The sequence below is a fragment of the Herbaspirillum sp. CAH-3 genome (assembly GCF_009668275.1).
Classification (GTDB): Bacteria; Pseudomonadota; Gammaproteobacteria; order Burkholderiales; family Burkholderiaceae_D; genus Herbaspirillum; species Herbaspirillum aquaticum.
Genome location: NZ_VSWE01000035.1, coordinates 1 through 16,049 on the forward strand (window position 1 = coordinate 1; position 16,049 = coordinate 16,049).

At 62.6% G+C, this 16,049-nt stretch carries 13 protein-coding genes and 1 tRNA gene; 4 read left to right on the forward strand and 10 right to left on the reverse strand.

Annotated features, from left to right (window positions below):
• Positions 1-185: 185 nt before the first annotated feature.
• The 5 genes from FYB76_RS26195 to FYB76_RS26215 form a co-directional block, all read right to left on the reverse strand.
• Positions 186-1,595, reverse strand: coding sequence for a DUF2130 domain-containing protein (locus FYB76_RS26195; RefSeq protein ID WP_154135570.1), 1,410 nt, complete (start codon positions 1,593-1,595; stop codon positions 186-188).
• A gap of 141 nt (positions 1,596-1,736) precedes the next feature.
• Positions 1,737-1,811: transfer RNA gene (locus tag FYB76_RS26200), tRNA-Val, on the reverse strand.
• A gap of 148 nt (positions 1,812-1,959) precedes the next feature.
• Positions 1,960-2,694 (reverse strand): DNA polymerase III subunit epsilon, encoded by a 735-nt coding sequence (dnaQ, locus tag FYB76_RS26205; protein WP_154135571.1) that lies wholly within the window; start codon positions 2,692-2,694, stop codon positions 1,960-1,962.
• 61 nt (positions 2,695-2,755) lie between these two features.
• Positions 2,756-3,190: a ribonuclease HI gene (gene rnhA, locus FYB76_RS26210; protein WP_034340887.1), complete on the reverse strand. Its 435-nt coding sequence runs from the start codon at positions 3,188-3,190 to the stop codon at positions 2,756-2,758.
• An 88-nt stretch (positions 3,191-3,278) separates the two neighbouring features.
• Positions 3,279-4,073: a class I SAM-dependent methyltransferase gene (locus FYB76_RS26215; protein ID WP_088754837.1), complete on the reverse strand. Its 795-nt coding sequence runs from the start codon at positions 4,071-4,073 to the stop codon at positions 3,279-3,281.
• Positions 4,074-4,135: 62 nt separating this feature from the next.
• Here FYB76_RS26215 and gloB point away from each other — a divergent pair, with 62 nt between their 5' ends.
• Entirely contained in the window at positions 4,136-4,930 is a 795-nt protein-coding gene (gene gloB / locus FYB76_RS26220; protein WP_154135572.1) for a hydroxyacylglutathione hydrolase, read from the forward strand.
• A gap of 340 nt (positions 4,931-5,270) precedes the next feature.
• Positions 5,271-6,803 carry a transglycosylase SLT domain-containing protein gene (locus FYB76_RS26225; RefSeq protein WP_154135573.1) on the forward strand — a complete coding sequence of 511 codons (1,533 nt, stop codon included), beginning with the start codon at positions 5,271-5,273 and terminating at the stop codon, positions 6,801-6,803.
• Positions 6,804-6,953: 150 nt separating this feature from the next.
• Here FYB76_RS26225 and FYB76_RS26230 read toward each other — a convergent pair whose 3' ends face one another.
• From FYB76_RS26230 to FYB76_RS26245, 4 genes are all read right to left on the reverse strand, one after another.
• Positions 6,954-8,543: an ABC transporter ATP-binding protein gene (locus FYB76_RS26230; protein ID WP_154135574.1), complete on the reverse strand. Its 1,590-nt coding sequence runs from the start codon at positions 8,541-8,543 to the stop codon at positions 6,954-6,956.
• Positions 8,540-9,595, reverse strand: a complete 1,056-nt coding sequence (locus FYB76_RS26235) for an ABC transporter permease (protein WP_088754833.1) — start codon at positions 9,593-9,595, stop codon at positions 8,540-8,542. The genes FYB76_RS26230 and FYB76_RS26235 overlap by 4 nt, the downstream gene beginning before the upstream one ends.
• Positions 9,592-10,662 (reverse strand): microcin C ABC transporter permease YejB, encoded by a 1,071-nt coding sequence (locus FYB76_RS26240; protein WP_088754993.1) that lies wholly within the window; start codon positions 10,660-10,662, stop codon positions 9,592-9,594. Before FYB76_RS26240 ends, FYB76_RS26235 begins: the two co-directional genes overlap by 4 nt.
• 70 nt (positions 10,663-10,732) lie before the next feature.
• Positions 10,733-12,559, reverse strand: a complete 1,827-nt coding sequence (locus FYB76_RS26245; protein WP_154135575.1) for an extracellular solute-binding protein — start codon at positions 12,557-12,559, stop codon at positions 10,733-10,735.
• Positions 12,560-12,931: 372 nt separating this feature from the next.
• Between FYB76_RS26245 and fabI the strand changes: the two genes are divergently transcribed.
• A complete protein-coding gene (fabI, locus tag FYB76_RS26250) occupies positions 12,932-13,714 on the forward strand; it encodes an enoyl-ACP reductase FabI (RefSeq protein WP_013235368.1) in 783 nt (260 codons plus the stop codon).
• 401 nt (positions 13,715-14,115) lie between these two features.
• On the forward strand, positions 14,116-15,639 hold the full coding sequence (locus FYB76_RS26255; protein WP_154135576.1) for a DEAD/DEAH box helicase: 1,524 nt from the start codon (positions 14,116-14,118) through the stop codon (positions 15,637-15,639).
• A gap of 78 nt (positions 15,640-15,717) precedes the next feature.
• On the opposite strand, the gene FYB76_RS26260 is transcribed toward FYB76_RS26255, so the two are convergent.
• Positions 15,718-16,049, reverse strand: a 332-nt coding sequence (locus FYB76_RS26260; protein WP_229297112.1) for a DUF2442 domain-containing protein, incomplete at its 5' end; no start/stop codon positions are given.

Consider the following 16,049-nt stretch of genomic DNA (forward strand, 5'->3'; position numbering starts at 1 on the left):
GCAGGTTGGCGCGGACGGGGGAGGATGTGGCCAGCGTGTGCACCGCTCCCCCCATTGAACAGACCTATCAACCAGTCACTGCGCATCAGGACCAGAGCGCCCGCAGACTGGAGCGTTACCGCAGCCTCTACCGCTCGCTGCGCAGCGAGTTTGCGGCCTTCGCCGGGAAATAAGCTCGGGCTGGCTTACTGCTCTTCCTCACCCTGCTCCTTCTTGACCTCCGCAAACTTCGCCGCCATGGTCGGATTGCCGCGCGTGAGGCGCTTGATGGTCACATCCTGCGCCTTGTCATTGGCCAGCCGCAGGTTGCGGTCGGTGCCGAGCAGGGCTTCCTTGGTCTTCTGCAAGTGGTCGATGGACTTGTCAATCTCGTCGATGGCAGTCTGGAAGCGGCGCGAAGCCAGGTCGTAGTTCTTGGCGAAGGCCGCCTTGAAGGTGTCGAGCTCGGATTCGAAATTGGTGATGTCGATGTTCTGCGCCTTCACCACTGCAAGCTCATTCTTGTATTTCAGCGAATTGAGCGCGGCGTTCCTCAGCAGCGTGATAATGGGAATGAAGAACTGCGGACGTACCACGTACATCTTCGGGTAGCGGTGAAATACATCCACGATCCCCGTGTTGTACAGCTCGCTCTCCGGCTCCAGCAGCGAGACCAGCACGGCGTATTCGCAGCCCTTCTCCTGGCGGTCCTTGTCCAGTTCCTTGAGGAAATCTTCATTGCGATTCTTGGTCGCGGTGCGATCGCTCTCGTTCTTCATCTCGAACATGATGGAGACGATCTCGGTTCCCCCTTCATCGGTATCACGGAAGATGTAGTCACCCTTGCTGCCGCTGCGTGCATCGTTGTCCTTCTCGAAATACGCACGCGGGAAGGCGGTGGCGCGGATGCGGTTGAACTCCGTCTCGCAGTGCTGCTCCAGGGTCTCGCCCACCATCTTGGTGGAGAGCCGCGCCTTCATGTCGCGCAGGCGCTCGATCATGTCTTCGCGGTCCTTCAGCTGGGTCTCGTATTTGTCCTTCAGTGATTTCTCGGCCAGCTGCTTTTCCAGCTCGGCGTGCATCAGCTTGCTCTTGAGTTCGTCGCGCTGCTTCTCCACCGCGCCGACGGCTTCGTTGACGGCCAGCTTCTGGGTCAGGGCGATGGAATCCATCTTGGCTTTCAATGCCTGGATTTCGGCATCCTTCTCGCTGGCGGTCTGCTGCAGCTGCTGGGCCAGGCGCGCTTGAGCCAGTTGCTGGTCGGCGAGCTTTTCCTTCCTGGCCTGCTCCAGGTCGTGGGCCAGCTTGTCACGCTCGCGCTCCACGTTGGCCATGGCTTCGGCCACGGCCATCTTCTGCGCCATCTCGCCGGCTTCCAGGCGCGCTTTCAATTCCTGGATCTCGGCATCGCGGGCCGCGGCCGCCTTCTGCAACTCGGCTTCAGACTTGGCGCGCGCCAGTTCGATGGCGTTGCGCTTGTCCTGCTCGGCCAGTTCCAGGCGCTCATGCAATTGCTGCTCGAAGGCGCTGTCGCGCACTTGCGAGAGGATGTCGGCGTAACCGGCTTCATCAATCTTGAAAGCTTTGCCGCAGTGGGGGCAGATGATGTCGTGCATGGCTGTTGGGGTCCTGTTCTTGACGAATGGCCGCTAGCTTAACGGATCACGCCCGTCATGCAGAGAGAGAAAACGTGGAAAGAAAAACGGAAGAAAGCGCAGAAATGCGAAAAGCCCGCACAAGGCGGGCTTTTCTGAATTTGGTGGAAAGTGCAAGGTTTGAACTTGCGACCCCTGCAGTGTGAATGCAGTGCTCTACCACTGAGCTAACCTTCCGTACCTGACTGGCTTTTTGCTGCAGCGCCAATCGAGAAGCGAGATTATGCCAACGTTTTTCGGCCTGCGCAAGTGCTTCGTAAATAATTCTTCATTTTTTATCGACATCGCTGCCGGACGACGACAAAGCCCCCTGCACTGCCTAGCGTCAGGCCGCCTCTGCAGCCGCTTCCGGCGGCGGCGGTTCAAAGCGCCACACGCAGTTGCCACGCGCCTCCTTGTCGAGCTGGTTGAGCACGTCTTCGTGCAAACCCAGTTCTTCCTCGCTGGCCGCCACCACGATCACCTCCGCCAGCGGGGCCAGTTCCAGCTTGCCTTCGCCTTCGCTGACTTCTTCTTCGGCCCCCAGGTCCATGGTCAGCGAATTCTGGCCGCGCGTCATCGACAGATAGACTTCGGCCAGCAGCTCCGCATCCAGCAGTGCGCCGTGCAGCACGCGATGGGCGTTGGAAATGCCGTAACGGTCGCACAAGGCGTCGAGCGAATTGCGGCGGCCCGGGTGCAGCTCCTTGGCCATCTGCAACGAGTCCACCACGTCGGAAACGTGCTCCTTGAACGGTGGCAGGCCCAGCAAGGCCAGTTCCGCATCGAGGAAGCCGACGTCGAAGGGCGCGTTGTGGATGATGATCTGGGCCCCGCGCACATAGTCCAGGAACTCGGCGGCGATCTGCTTGAAGGTCGGCTTGTCGGCCAGGAATTCGGTGGTCAGGCCGTGGACGGCCAGCGCGCCTTCTTCGGAGTCACGCTCGGGATTGATGTAGAAGTGAAGGTTCTTGCCCGAAAGCTGGCGGTTGAGCACCTCCACACAACCGATTTCCAGGATGCGGTTGCCGTTGCGCGGCGAAAGGCCCGTGGTTTCGGTATCGAGGATGATCTGACGCATGCTTGCTCCTGCTGATATGGATGCTGCTAAAACACTGATATGAAAGAAAACGCCGGAACGGTCAGCCTATGCTGTCCACGCCCCGGTTGGCCAGCTGGTCGGCCCGTTCATTGCCGGCGTGGCCGTTGTGGCCGCGCACCCAGCGCCATTCCACCTGGTGCTGCTGCTGGGCGGCATCAAGCGCCTGCCACAGGTCGGCGTTCTTGACCGGCTCCTTGCTGGAGGTCTTCCAGCCACGCGCCTTCCAGCCGTGGATCCACTCGCTGATGCCCTTCTGCACGTACTGGCTGTCGGTATGCACCACCACTTCGCAGGGACGCTTGAGGGCGTTCAGGGCCTGGATCACCGCCATCAGTTCCATGCGGTTGTTCGTGGTGTTGGGCTCGCCACCGAAGATTTCCTTCTCCTTGCCACCGGCCACCAGCAACGCGCCCCAGCCACCACGGCCGGGATTGCCCTTGCAGGCGCCATCGGAATAAATCTCTACTTTGTCCATGCTCTTCACTTCAATCTGGTTGCACATGCACATTTGCGCATGACAGGCGGGCCGCGATGATACCTGATCGCGCCGACACGCCCTCGTTTCAATCGGTTTTGTGGATGCGGTTGGTCACCGGCACGCCGCGCGGGGCCTTGAGTTTCTGCCGTTGCAGGGCCGGGCCGATCAGGCGCATGCCGGGCACCCGCTTGATGGCCTGGACGATGTAGACCGCGCCGAAATACGGCCACCAGCGGTCGCCGGCCTTTTCCATGAAACCGAAGCGGTCCAGCCATTGCGCCGTCTCGCAAGGCGGCGCGTAGCAGCCGAAGTGGCCGCGGTTGACTTCCATGTTCAGCAGCTTCAGCCAGTCCTTCAGGCGCGGCAGGCGGATGAATTCACCATCCTGCGGCAGGAAGTGGGCACCGGTCAGGCGTCCGGCCACCTGGCGCATGCCCCACAGGCTGCTGGGATTGAAGCCGCAGATGATGACCTGTCCTTCCGGGATCAGCACCCGCTCCACCTCGCGCAGCACCTGGTGCGGTTCGGCGGCGAATTCCAGTACATGGGGCAGCACCACCAGGTCCAGGCTCTGGGTGGCAAAAGGCAGTTCGCCGAAATCCTGCGTCACTACCTGGGGAATTTCCAGCTCGGACTGCCCTTCCACCGGCATGCGGTTGTCGGCCAGCCAGCGATAGGGCATGCGGTTGGCCTGCAGGGCGTGGATCTGGGGGGAACCGATCTGCACGGCGTTGAATCCGAAGATGTCGGCCGTGAGCGCATTGAGGTGCTGCTGCTCCCACTGGCGCAGGTAATCGCCGATGGGCGTCTGCAACCAGGCGGCCAGGTCTATAATTTCCGCGTTGTTCGCAGTCACAGCAGTTTCAGCCTTGTCAGCCATCTCTTCTTTCGCGCCTCATGACCCAGCCAGCCAAGCCAGCTCAAGCAGATCAGAAAACTTCATTGGACGTCCTGGCCGTACCGGCGTTCGACGACAACTACCTGTGGATCATCCATGACGGGCGCCATGCCGCCGTGGTCGACCCCGGCGACGCGGTCCCCGTCCTGGCCGCATTGCAGGCCGAGGGCCTGACGTTGGCCGCTATTCTACTGACTCATCACCATGCTGACCATGTCGGCGGTGTGGTCGAGCTGGCGCGCAGCGCCGTGAGCGACGAATTCCCGGTCATCCCGGTCTACGGGCCGGCACGCGAGCAATCCCGCATCAAGGGGATGACGGTCCCGCTGCATGGGAACGACGAAGTGAAGATCCCTTCGCTCGGCCTGTCGCTGCAAGTCATTGACGTGCCCGGTCATACGCTGGGCCATATCGCGTATTACTCGCCGCAAGAGCAACTGGTGTTCTGTGGAGATACCCTCTTCGCCGGTGGTTGCGGCCGCCTCTTCGAAGGCACCCCGGCACAGATGGTGGAGTCACTGGCCAAGCTCAGCAGTCTGCCGGGCGATACGCGGGCGTACTGCGCCCACGAGTACACCCTCTCCAACCTCAAATTCGCGGCCGAGGTCGAGCCCGGCAATGCCGAGCTCAGCACCCGCATCCAGCGCGAGCGTGCCAAGCGGGACCAAGGGGAAGCGACGGTGCCGACCAGCATCGCCCTGGAGCGCGCCACCAATCCCTTCCTGCGCGCCAAAGAAAAAGAAATCCAGGAATCGCTGCAAAAGGCTGGCCGATTGACGGAGTTGAATGAAGTTAGCAGCTTTGCAGCCCTGCGCGAATGGAAAAATACCTACAGATAACGCCAAATTGAGGGCCAGTTAGCCGCAAAAACCAGCGAAATCAAGGACTTGGCTTTGTAACAGAGGCCAATTTCTGCTTGACTGGCGAAAAGGGTCTTCCGTACACTCCCTCAATTCCCCAAAATGGGCACCAGCGTTTTTACGAACTTTTACGAAACGCTGTCCTCTCTGCACCACGCCGGGGAAACTCGCAGCTTCCGACCTTGCATTACCGTCAACCTGCACGCGCCCGTGATCGGACTGATCCGGACTCCGCCGGCAGGAGGTGTTGAGCTTCATCACAGCTCTGCAACGGAAGCGCCGCACCCAACTTTTGCCTCTGGCACAGGATATCGCCCACATGCAGCGTACTTTGAAACAATTCGCCATTGCCGCCCTGTTCTGCGCTGGTACCCCGCTGCTCTCCCACGCCAACGATATCTCGATCTACCCCGCCCCCTTCAATGCGATCAATCCCGAACTGGCCGGCAATGCCCTGCCCGGGATGAATGACATCGACATCTGGACACGCATCCGCAAGGGCTTCGGGATTCCTGATCTGGACAATTCGCTGGTGGAGAGCCAGACCCAGTGGTACAGCTCCCGTCCCGACTATATCCAGCGCACTACGGTGCGCGCCTCGCGCTACCTGTTCCACGTCGTGCAGGAACTGGAAAAGCGCGGCATGCCCACCGAACTGGCGCTGCTGCCTTTCATCGAATCGGCCTTCAACCCGGAAGCCCTCTCCACCGCCAAGGCCGCCGGCATGTGGCAGTTCATTCCCTCCACCGGGCGTGACTACAACCTCAAGCAGAACATGTTCACCGACGAGCGCCGCGACGTGCTGGCCTCGACCGATGCCGCACTGACCTACCTGCAGAAGCTCTACGGCATGTTCGGCGACTGGCAGCTGGCACTGGCGGCCTACAACTGGGGCGAAGGCTCGGTGCAGCGCGCGGTGAACCGCAACCTGGCGGCCGGCCTGCCGATCGACTTCAATACGCTGTCGGCGCAGATGCCCAACGAGACCCGCAACTACGTGCCCAAGCTGCAGGCGGTCAAGAACATCATCGCCAACCCGGCCGCCTTCGACATCGCCCTGCCCAAGGTGGACAACCAGCCCTACTTCGTCACCATCGGCAAGACCCGCAACATCGACGTGAAGGTCGCCGCGCAACTGGCCGAGCTGTCGCTGGACGAGTTCAAGGCGCTGAACCCGCAATTCAACCGCCCCGTCATCATCGGCGGCGAAGACACCAAGATCCTGCTGCCGGAAAGCAATGCCGAGAAGTTCAAGTCCAACATGTCCAAGTGGACCCAGGCTTTCTCGACCTGGACGGCGCACACCGTCTCCAGCGCCCGCGAGCGCATAGAAACCATCGCCAGCAAGTTCGGTACCACGCCTGAAGTGATCCGCAGCGTCAACCAGATTCCGCCGCGCATGGTCCTCAAGGCCGGCTCCACCATCCTGGTGCCCAAGAACGAAGAAACCGCCTCGCTCGATACCGACCTGACCCCGGAGATCGCCGACAACGCCCGCCTGGCCATCGCACCGGATGTGCCGGAAAGCCGCCGCATCTACGTGAAGGCCGGCAAGCGCGACACCCTGGCCGGCATCGCCAGCCGTTACCGCGTGAGCGTGGCACAGATCAAGGAATGGAATGGCTTGAAGCGTGACACCCTGGCCGCCGGCCAGAGCCTTCAGCTGCAAGTGCCCAATACCGCGGCCCACGCTGCGCCCACCCGCGTAGCGGCGACCCACCACGCTGCCCCGGTACGCCGCCAGGTGGCCTCGGCCAAGGCCCCGGTACGCAAGGCTGCGCCGGCTCCGGCGCGCAAGGTCGCCGGCAAGCCGCTGACGCTGGCCTCGGGCAACGGCGCCCGCAAGCAATAATCCGGAGGAAACCGGAGGAGACCCGGGCGGCTTGACCGCCCATCACAACAAGACGCGCCTTGAGCACGGAACAAGAAAAAGATTGCAGTCTGCATGGACCCGAAGACCCGGAGCTGATCCGGACTTCGGGTTTTCTTTTTGGCGAGACCTTCAGCGCGCGGCTTCGGCGTAGGTGGCGGCGGCCACCAAGCGGCGCGTGTATTCCTGCTGCGGCTGCTTGAGGACCTGTTCGACCGGACCGCTCTCGACCACCTTGCCATCCTTCATCACGATCACCTGGTGCGCCATGGCCTGCACCACGGCCAGGTCGTGGGTGATGAACAGATAGGCCAGGCCATGTCGGCGCTGCAGGTCGGCCAGCAGCTGCAGCACCTGCTGCTGCACGGTCACGTCCAGGGCCGAAGTCGGCTCGTCCAGCAACAGCAGTTCCGGCTGCAGCACCAGCGCGCGGGCGATGGCGATGCGCTGGCGCTGGCCGCCGGAAAATTCATGCGGATAGCGTTCCAGCACCGCCGCCGTGAGGCCCACCTCTTCAAGTGCGCAGACGATGGCCTCGCGTTGCTGCTCCGGCGTCTTCCCGGGACGATGCAGGGCCAGCCCTTCGCCCACGATCTGCTCCACCGTACGGCGTGGCGAGAGCGAAGCGAAAGGATCCTGGAACACCACCTGCATGCGCGCCCGCAAGGGCCGCAGCTCCCGGCTGCTGCGATCGGAAATCGGCGCGCCCTCAAAACGGATGCTGCCCGCCACGCTGGCCGCCGACAGCCGCAGCAAGGCCATGCCCAGCGTGGATTTGCCGGAGCCGGATTCACCGACGATGCCGATGGTCTCGCCGCGCCGCAATTGCAGGTCGATGCCATCGACTGCATGGAAGGCGCGCTTGGCGAACCAGCCCTGCTTGATGTGATAGGTGCAGCGTACTTTCTCCGCCTGCAGGACGACGGGCGCTTGCGCCGATACATCGTCCGCATTGCGCTGCGGACGGCTCTGCAGCAGCTTGCGCGTGTACGGCTGCTGAGGATTGGCGAACAGTTCGGAGACGCTCGCGCTTTCGACCAGCTTGCCCTTTTCCATCACGCCGACGCGATCGGCGAAGTGGCGCACAAGGTTCAGGTCGTGCGAGATGATGAGCACGGCCATGTTCTCTTCGCGCTGCAACTGGTTCAGCAGCGCCAGGATCTGCACCTGGATGGTCACATCCAGGGCCGTGGTCGGTTCATCGGCGATGAGCAGCTTGGGCTTGCAGGCCAGGGCCATGGCGATCATGGCGCGCTGGCGCTGGCCGCCCGAGAGTTCATGCGGATACGACAGCGCCCGGCGCGCCGGTTCCGGGATGCCGGTCTTTTCCAGCAGCGCTACCGCCCGCGTGGCGGCATCGCGCGCATTGAGGCCCTCGTGCAGCATCAGCACCTCGGCGATCTGGTTGCCGATGGTGAAGAGCGGGTTCAGGGCCGTCATCGGTTCCTGGAAGATCATCGCCACATCGTTGCCGCGTACCTGCTGCATCTGGCGCTCGTTCTTCTTCAGCACGTCCTGGCCGTCGAGCAGGATGCTGCCTTCGTAGCGGGCATCCTGGTTCAGCTGCATCACCGCCAGCGAGGAGACCGTCTTGCCCGAACCCGATTCCCCGACCAGGGCGAACTTCTCGCCGGGGGCAATCGTGAAGCTGACGCGATCCACTACCACGGCGTCGCCGAAGCGCACCGTCAATTCCTTCACTTCCAGCAGCGGGGCGCTCATGCCTTCCTCCGTACGTCCAGGGCGTTGCGCAGGCCGTTGCCGATATTGGTCAGCAGCAGCAGGGTCACGGTCAGCACCACGAAGGTAGCCACCGCGATCCACCAGGCATCCAGGTTGTTCTTGCCCTGGGCCAGCAGCTCACCCAGGCTGGGGGTGGACGGCGGCACCCCCAGGCCGAGGAAGTCCAGGCTGGTCAGCGCCAGGATGGCCGCACTCATGCGGAAAGGCAGGAAGGTCACCACCGTGGTCATGCTGTTGGGCAGCACGTGACGCCAGATGATGAGACGATCGGGCAAGCCCATGGCGCGCGCGGCCTGCACGTATTCGAGATTGCGGTTGCGCAGGAAATCGGCGCGCACGTAGTCCGACAGGCTCATCCAGCCGAACAGCGACAGCAGCACCAGCAGCAGCCCCAGGCTGGGCTGGAAGATGGAGGAAAAGATGATGAGCAGGTACAGCTCCGGCATCGAGCCCCAGATCTCCAGCAGGCGCTGGGTAATGAGGTCGGTCCGCCCGGCGAAGTAGCCCTGCACGGCACCGGCCGCCACGCCCAGCACCACGCCGATGAAAGTCAGCGCCATGCCGAACAGCACCGACACGCGGAAGCCGTAGAGCAGGCGCGCAAAGACGTCACGGCCACGGTCATCGGTGCCCAGCCAGTTCTCCGAGGAAGGGGCCGCCGGATTGGGCTCTTTGGCGAAATAGTTCAGGGTGTTGTAGCCGTAACGATTGAGCGGATAGATCACCCAATTGCCGTCCTTGCGGAATTGCTGCTCGATGAAGGGATCGAGGTAGTCAGCGGGCGAGTCGAAGTCGCCGCCAAAATGCTTGTCTGAATAATCCTTCAGCATCGGGAACATCAGCTTGCCCTGGTAGCTGGCCACAAGCGGCTTGTCGTTGGAGACCAGTTCGGCGCCCAGGCTGACGATGAAGAGAATGGAAAAGATCACCAGGCTCCAGTAGCCGGTTCGGTCGGCACGGAAGCGCAGCCAGATGCGACGGCTCGGTGAAATGGAACGGGTGGAGGCAGTGGCGGGGGTCGTCATGCTCATTTCGCCAGGCTTTCGAATTGGACGCGCGGATCAGCCCACACGTAGCAAAGGTCACCGACCAGCTTGACCACCAGGCCGATGAGCGTAAAGAGATACAGCGTGCCCATCACCACCGGATAGTCGCGCCGGATCGCCGATTCATAGGCCAGCAGGCCCATGCCGTCCAGCGAGAACAGCGTCTCGATCAACAGGCTGCCGGCGAAGAAGGAGGCGATGAAGGCCGAGGGGAAACCGGTCACCAGCGGGATCAGGGCATTGCGGAACACATGCTTGTACAGCACCTTGCGCTCGGAGAGTCCCTTGGCGCGCGCGGTCAGCACGTATTGCTTGCGGATCTCTTCGAGGAAGGTGTTGCGGGTCAACATGGTGATGACGGCAAAGGCACCGATCACCGAGGCCGTGACCGGCAAGGTGATGTGCCACAGGTAGTCGGTGATCTTGCCCGTCAACGAGAGGCTGGCCCAGTTGTCCGAAGTCAGGCCGCGCAGCGGGAACCACTGCACGAAGCTGCCACCGGCAAACAGCACCAGCAGGAACACGCCCAGCACGAAACCGGGGATGGAATAGCCGACCAGCACCAGCCCGGTGGTGGCGGTATCGAAACGGCTGCCCTCGCGCACCGCCTTGGCGATGCCCAGCGGCACCGAGATCAGGTAGCTCAGCAGGAAGGTCCACAGCCCGATGCTGATGGAGACCGGCAACTTGGATTTGACCAAAGTCCAGACATCGCCATGGTGATAGAAGCTCTTGCCGAGGTCGAAGGTGAGGAAGCCCTTGAGCATGGTCCAGAAGCGTTCCACCGGCGGCTTGTCGAAACCGTAGAGCTGCTTGATCTCGGCGATGCGCTGCTCGTCGATGCCCTGCCGTCCGCGATAGGCCGAGGCGCCACTGGCCGCGCCGCCGCCGGAGGCTTCACCACCGCCCCCGCGCCCTTTCATCTCCAGCATCGCTTGCTCCACCGGGCCGCCCGGCACGAACTGGATCACCGCAAAGGTAATGGCCACCACGCCAAAGAGCGTGGGGATCATCAGCAACACCCGCTTCAAAATGTAGGACCAGATATTCATGCCTGCCACCATCCTCGTTCTTCTCCGGCGCGCGGGGCGCGGGTCTTGGTCTTTTCATTCATCTCTTGCCTCATCGCGCCTTCTCCTCCCACCAGGTGCTGATGACGTAGGGATCGGCCTGGTAATACAGCGGCGCCACCGCCGGAATGCCGAAGCGGTTCTGGTAGGCGATGCGGTGCGTGGACGAATACCAGTGCGGCACCACGATGTATTTGTGCAGCAGCACGCGGTCCAGGGCGCGGGCCGCCGCGGTGAGCTTGACCCGCGTATCGGCGGCCACCACCGTCTGCACCAGCTGGTCCACCACCGGGTCCTTCAGGCCCCAGGCATTGTTGGAACCCTTTTCGTCGGCCGCGCGCGACCCGAACATGTCGAAGAGTTCGTTGCCGGGACTGCTGGTATCGGGGAAGCGCACGCTGGTCATGTCGAAATCGAAGTCTTCCATGCGCTTGGCCACCAGCGCGTAATCGGCACTGCGCTGGACCACATCGATGCCCAGCGTGCGCAGGTTGCGCGCGAAGACGCTGATGACGCGCGACATCGAACTCTGGTCATCGAGGATCTCGAAGGACAGCGGCACACCCTGGGCATTGCGCACGGCGCCATCGCGATAGACCCAGCCAGCCTGGGCCAGCAGTTCGCGCGCCTGGCGCAGGTTGGCGCGCAAGGAAGACGGCGGATTGGTCGACGGCGGAACCGGTGCCGGACCGAAGACGGCCGGATCGACCTTCAGGCCCTTGGCCTGCAGCGACCTCAGCAAGGCCAGCTCATCGCCCTGCGGTTCGCCGGTGGCTGCCAGCTGGCTGTTGTTGAAGAAGGAGTAGATGCGCGTGTACTGGCCGTAGAACAGCTGGCGGTTCATCCATTCATAATCCAGCGCCAGCCCGATGGCCTGGCGCACCCGTACATCCTTGAACTGGTCACGCCGCAGGTTCATCACGAAGCCCTGCATGCCGGCGCCGTTGGAATGCTTGAATTCCTTCTTGACGATGCGCCCGTCGCGGAACTGCGGACCGGCGTAGCTGCGTGCCCAGTTCTTGGCACTGTATTCCACCACCACATCGAACTCGCCGGCCTTGAAGGCTTCCAGCCGTGCCAGGTCATCCTTGTAGAAGCGGTAGACGATGCGCTCGAAGTTGAACATGCCGCGCCGGGCCGGGACATCCTTGCCCCAGTAGTCCGGATTGCGCTTGTAGATGATGCTGCGGCCGGTGTCGTAGCTCTCGATCAGGTAGGGGCCGGTGCTGATGGGCGGCGTCAGCTGGATCTGGTCGAAGGGCGTGCCCTGGGCCCATTTCTTCGAGAAGACCGGGACGCTGGAAACGATCAGCGGCAACTCATGGTTGTTGCTGGCGAAGTCAAAGCGCACCGTGGCGGCATCGACCACCACGCAGCCCTTTACATCGGCAAAGACCGACTTGTATTGCGGGGCGCCCTTGGCAATGAGGGTGTCGAACGAATACTTCACATCCTCGGCGGTGACCTTGTCGCCATTGTTGAAGCGCGCCTTGGGATTGAGGTGGAAGGTCATCGACATGCGATCTGCAGCCAGCTTCATATCGTCGGCCAGGAGGCCATAGACGGTAGCGACCTCGTCGGCGGAGGAGACGGCCAGCGTCTCCAGCATCAGCTGGTCCAGCCCGGCGGCGGCCACGCCCTTCATGGACATGGGATTGAACTTGTCAAAGCTGGTGCGGCGGTCAGGATTGGCCAGGGTCAGCGTGCCGCGCCGGGGCGCATCCGGATTGACGTAGTCGAAATGGGTGAAGCCGGGCCCGTATTTGGGCGTGTCATACAGGGAAAAGGCAGGCTCGGCGGCGACCGGGGTGCCATGGGCCAGGGCGGCGGCCAGCAGGCAGGAGAGGAAAATCTTGGCTGTCTTCAGGGGCGGGACCATGCGGTTGTCTGTCTGCACTCTCGTGGGCTGTGATGTCTCGGGGGCAAGCAAGTCCCGCGCCTGATGGGCTCCGGCCGAATGCCTGCAGCCTGCAGGACGGGATCTGGAAACGATTTCCGTGTCGGGGCATTGTAAAGAGAGCAGCGATTACAGGGAAGCAATTAAAGCAACTTGACAAATGCGGCCTGGCTCGCCGCGCCCTGCCCTGGCAGCGCTGCAAAGGTTGCCGCGCCTGCCGCAAGCCCCTACAATCCGGGTCTGTCCCACCCCGGCTGCCGCCACTGCGCGGCGCCGCTATCACTTACCGGCCGCACCGCGCCTGCTTCTGCCCGCCAGAGGCGCGCCGCACGCGGCGGACCCTACGGAGTCAACATGGCATTTCTGCAAGGCAAAAAAATCCTGATCACCGGCTTGCTGTCCAACCGTTCCATCGCCTACGGCATCGCCCAGGCGTGCAAGCGCGAAGGCGCTGAACTGGCCTTCACCTATGTCGGTGAACGCTTCAAGGACCGCATCACCAAGTTCGCCGAAGAATTCGACAGCAAGCTGGTCTTCGACTGCGACGTCGGCAGCGATGAGCAGATCAATGCCCTGTTCGCCGACCTCGGCAAGTCCTGGAGCCAGCTGGACGGCCTGGTGCACGCCATCGGCTTCGCCCCCTCCGAAGCCATCGCCGGCGACTTCCTGGAAGGTTTCTCGCGCGAAGGTTTCAAGATCGCCCACGATATCTCCGCCTACAGCTTCCCGGCCATGGCCAAGGCGGCCATGCCGCTGCTGTCCTCCAACGCCGCCCTGCTGACCCTGACCTACCTGGGTTCGGAGCGCGTGGTGCCCAACTACAACACCATGGGCCTGGCCAAGGCGTCGCTGGAAGCCTCGGTGCGCTACCTGGCCGAATCGCTGGGCCCCAAGGGCGTGCGCGTCAATGGCGTCTCGGCCGGCCCCATCAAGACCCTGGCCGCCAGCGGCATCAAGGGCTTCGGCAAGATCCTGGGTGCCGTGGCCGCGACCGCCCCGCTGCGCCGCAATGTCACCATTGAAGACGTCGGCAATGCCTCGGCCTTCCTGCTCTCCGACCTGGCCTCGGGCATCACCGGCGAAATCACTTATGTGGATGGTGGCTTCTCCCGCGTCGTGGGCGGCATGGCAGAGTAATTGCCGCAATTAGCAAGCGTCCCCCACAATAAAGAGACAGTTTCTCGAAATAGCTTCGTGCTAATTTCGATGTTTTAGGGTATGATTCGCCTTGTGCATTGCAATAACCAATGCACAGGCGAATCGGGCGTGAAATCTGCCCTGCAGCGTTTCCAGCCGTATTTGCCCAAGCAGCTTCGCAAGCCTTACCTGTCATTACGACAAGTTCCCAGTAAAAGCCCCCCGCCCCTGGCATCCCTCGATGATGCCGTCCCGGCGCAAAGCTTTTGTGCCGAAATTTCTTTGTATTTTTCATAGTCATTTCGTCGGTTGGCGTTGCTTTTTTTCGGTCAGGCACTCGATGCCCGGCGCGCTTGCGTGCGCCCGTCTCGTGCCTGGCGTTCACTTTCACGAAAGAGATTATGACTTTTGAAGCACTCGGCCTGAACCCTTCGATCATCAAAGCCCTGACCGAAGCAGGCTATACCTCCCCGACCCCGGTCCAGGAAAAGGCCATCCCCGCCGCCATCAGCGGCCAGGATCTGCTGGTGTCCTCGCAGACCGGCTCGGGCAAGACCGCCGCTTTCATGCTGCCGTCGCTGCACCAGCTGGCAGACCTGCCGCAGGCGCCGCAAGCGGCCCGTACCTCCAACCAGGAACGCCAGGCCAGCCGTGCCCGTGGCGAGCGTCCGCGTTACCAGCCGGCACAGCCGAAGATGCTGGTGCTGACCCCGACCCGCGAACTGGCCCTGCAAGTGACCACCGCCACTGACAAGTACGGTGCCTACATGCGCCGTGTGCGCGTGGTGTCCATCCTGGGCGGCATGCCTTATCCGAAGCAGATGCAACTGCTGTCGCGCAACCCGGAAATCCTGGTGGCGACCCCGGGCCGCCTGATCGACCACATGGAATCGGGCAAGATCGACTTCTCGCAGCTGCAGATCCTGGTGCTGGACGAAGCCGACCGCATGCTGGACATGGGCTTCATCGATGACATCGAAAAGATCGTCGCTGCGACCCCGGCCACCCGCCAGACCATGCTGTTCTCGGCCACGCTGGACGGCGTCGTCGGCAACATGGCCAAGCGCATCACCAACAACCCGCTGACCATCCAGATCGCCAGCTCGTCGACCCGTCATGAAAACATCATGCAGCGCGTGCACTTCGTGGATGACCTGTCGCACAAGAATCGCCTGCTGGACCACCTGCTGCGCGACACCAGCATCGACCAGGCCGTGATCTTCACCGCCACCAAGCGTGACGCCGACACCATCGCCGATCGCCTGAACATCGCCGGTTTCGCTGCTGCCGCACTGCATGGCGACATGCACCAGGGCGCCCGCAACCGTACCCTGAACAGCCTGCGCCGCGGCCAGGTGCGCATGCTGGTGGCCACCGACGTGGCAGCGCGCGGCATCGACGTGCCGGGCATCACCCACGTGTTCAACTACGACCTGCCCAAGTTCGCTGAAGACTATGTGCACCGCATCGGCCGTACCGGCCGTGCCGGCCGCAATGGCGTGGCGATCTCGCTGGTCAATCACGCCGAAGGCATGCAGGTCAAGCGCATCGAGCGCTTCACCAAGCAGACCATTCCGGTGGATGTGGTCGAAGGTTTCGAGCCGAAGAAGTCGGCTGCACCGCGCAGCCCGCGCAAGCCGGGCGGCTGGCGTCCGGGTGATGGCCGCAGCAACAACGGCCCGCGTTACGGCGCCGGCAACCGCGAAGGCGGTTTCGGTGGCAATCGTGAAGGTGGCTTCGGCGGCAACCGTGAAGGCGGCCATCGCGAAGGCGGCTTCGGCGGCAACCGCGAAGGCCGCAGCTTCGGCGGCGCCAAGCCGGCCGGCAACGGCCCGCGTCGCGAAGGTGGCGGCGGTGGTGGCTACAAGGGCAATGGCGGCGGCTTCCGCGCTGACGGCCCGCGCCGCTCCTACGGCGATCGCTGATCGCTGCAAGCTGTGCTGATGTTGAAAAGCCGCTTCCTTGGAAGCGGCTTTTTCTTTGGTACGGTCATCGTGGCTTGATCATGCAAGCAGCCATTGGCCATTGCGCTTGATCTCATCATGCATGGCGTCCGGTGCCAAATCCAGCTCACCAGGCCAGGTCACCACGCCACCGACCAACCGCACCTGGCTGAATTGCTCGGGATCCTGCAGGTCAGCAAAGACCCCGCGAAAGAAACTCGGAAGAAACCTGACCGGCCCTTCCACGCCATCCCTGAAGCGAACCTGCAATGCATATTCGCCGCATTGTTTTAATTCCATTACCTCCCATCGCATCGCACTGCTCCTTGGCGAGAAAGGTGTAGAGCATAACGCGTACCAGCTCAGCCTGAGCACCCCCCACCCTGCCCCGC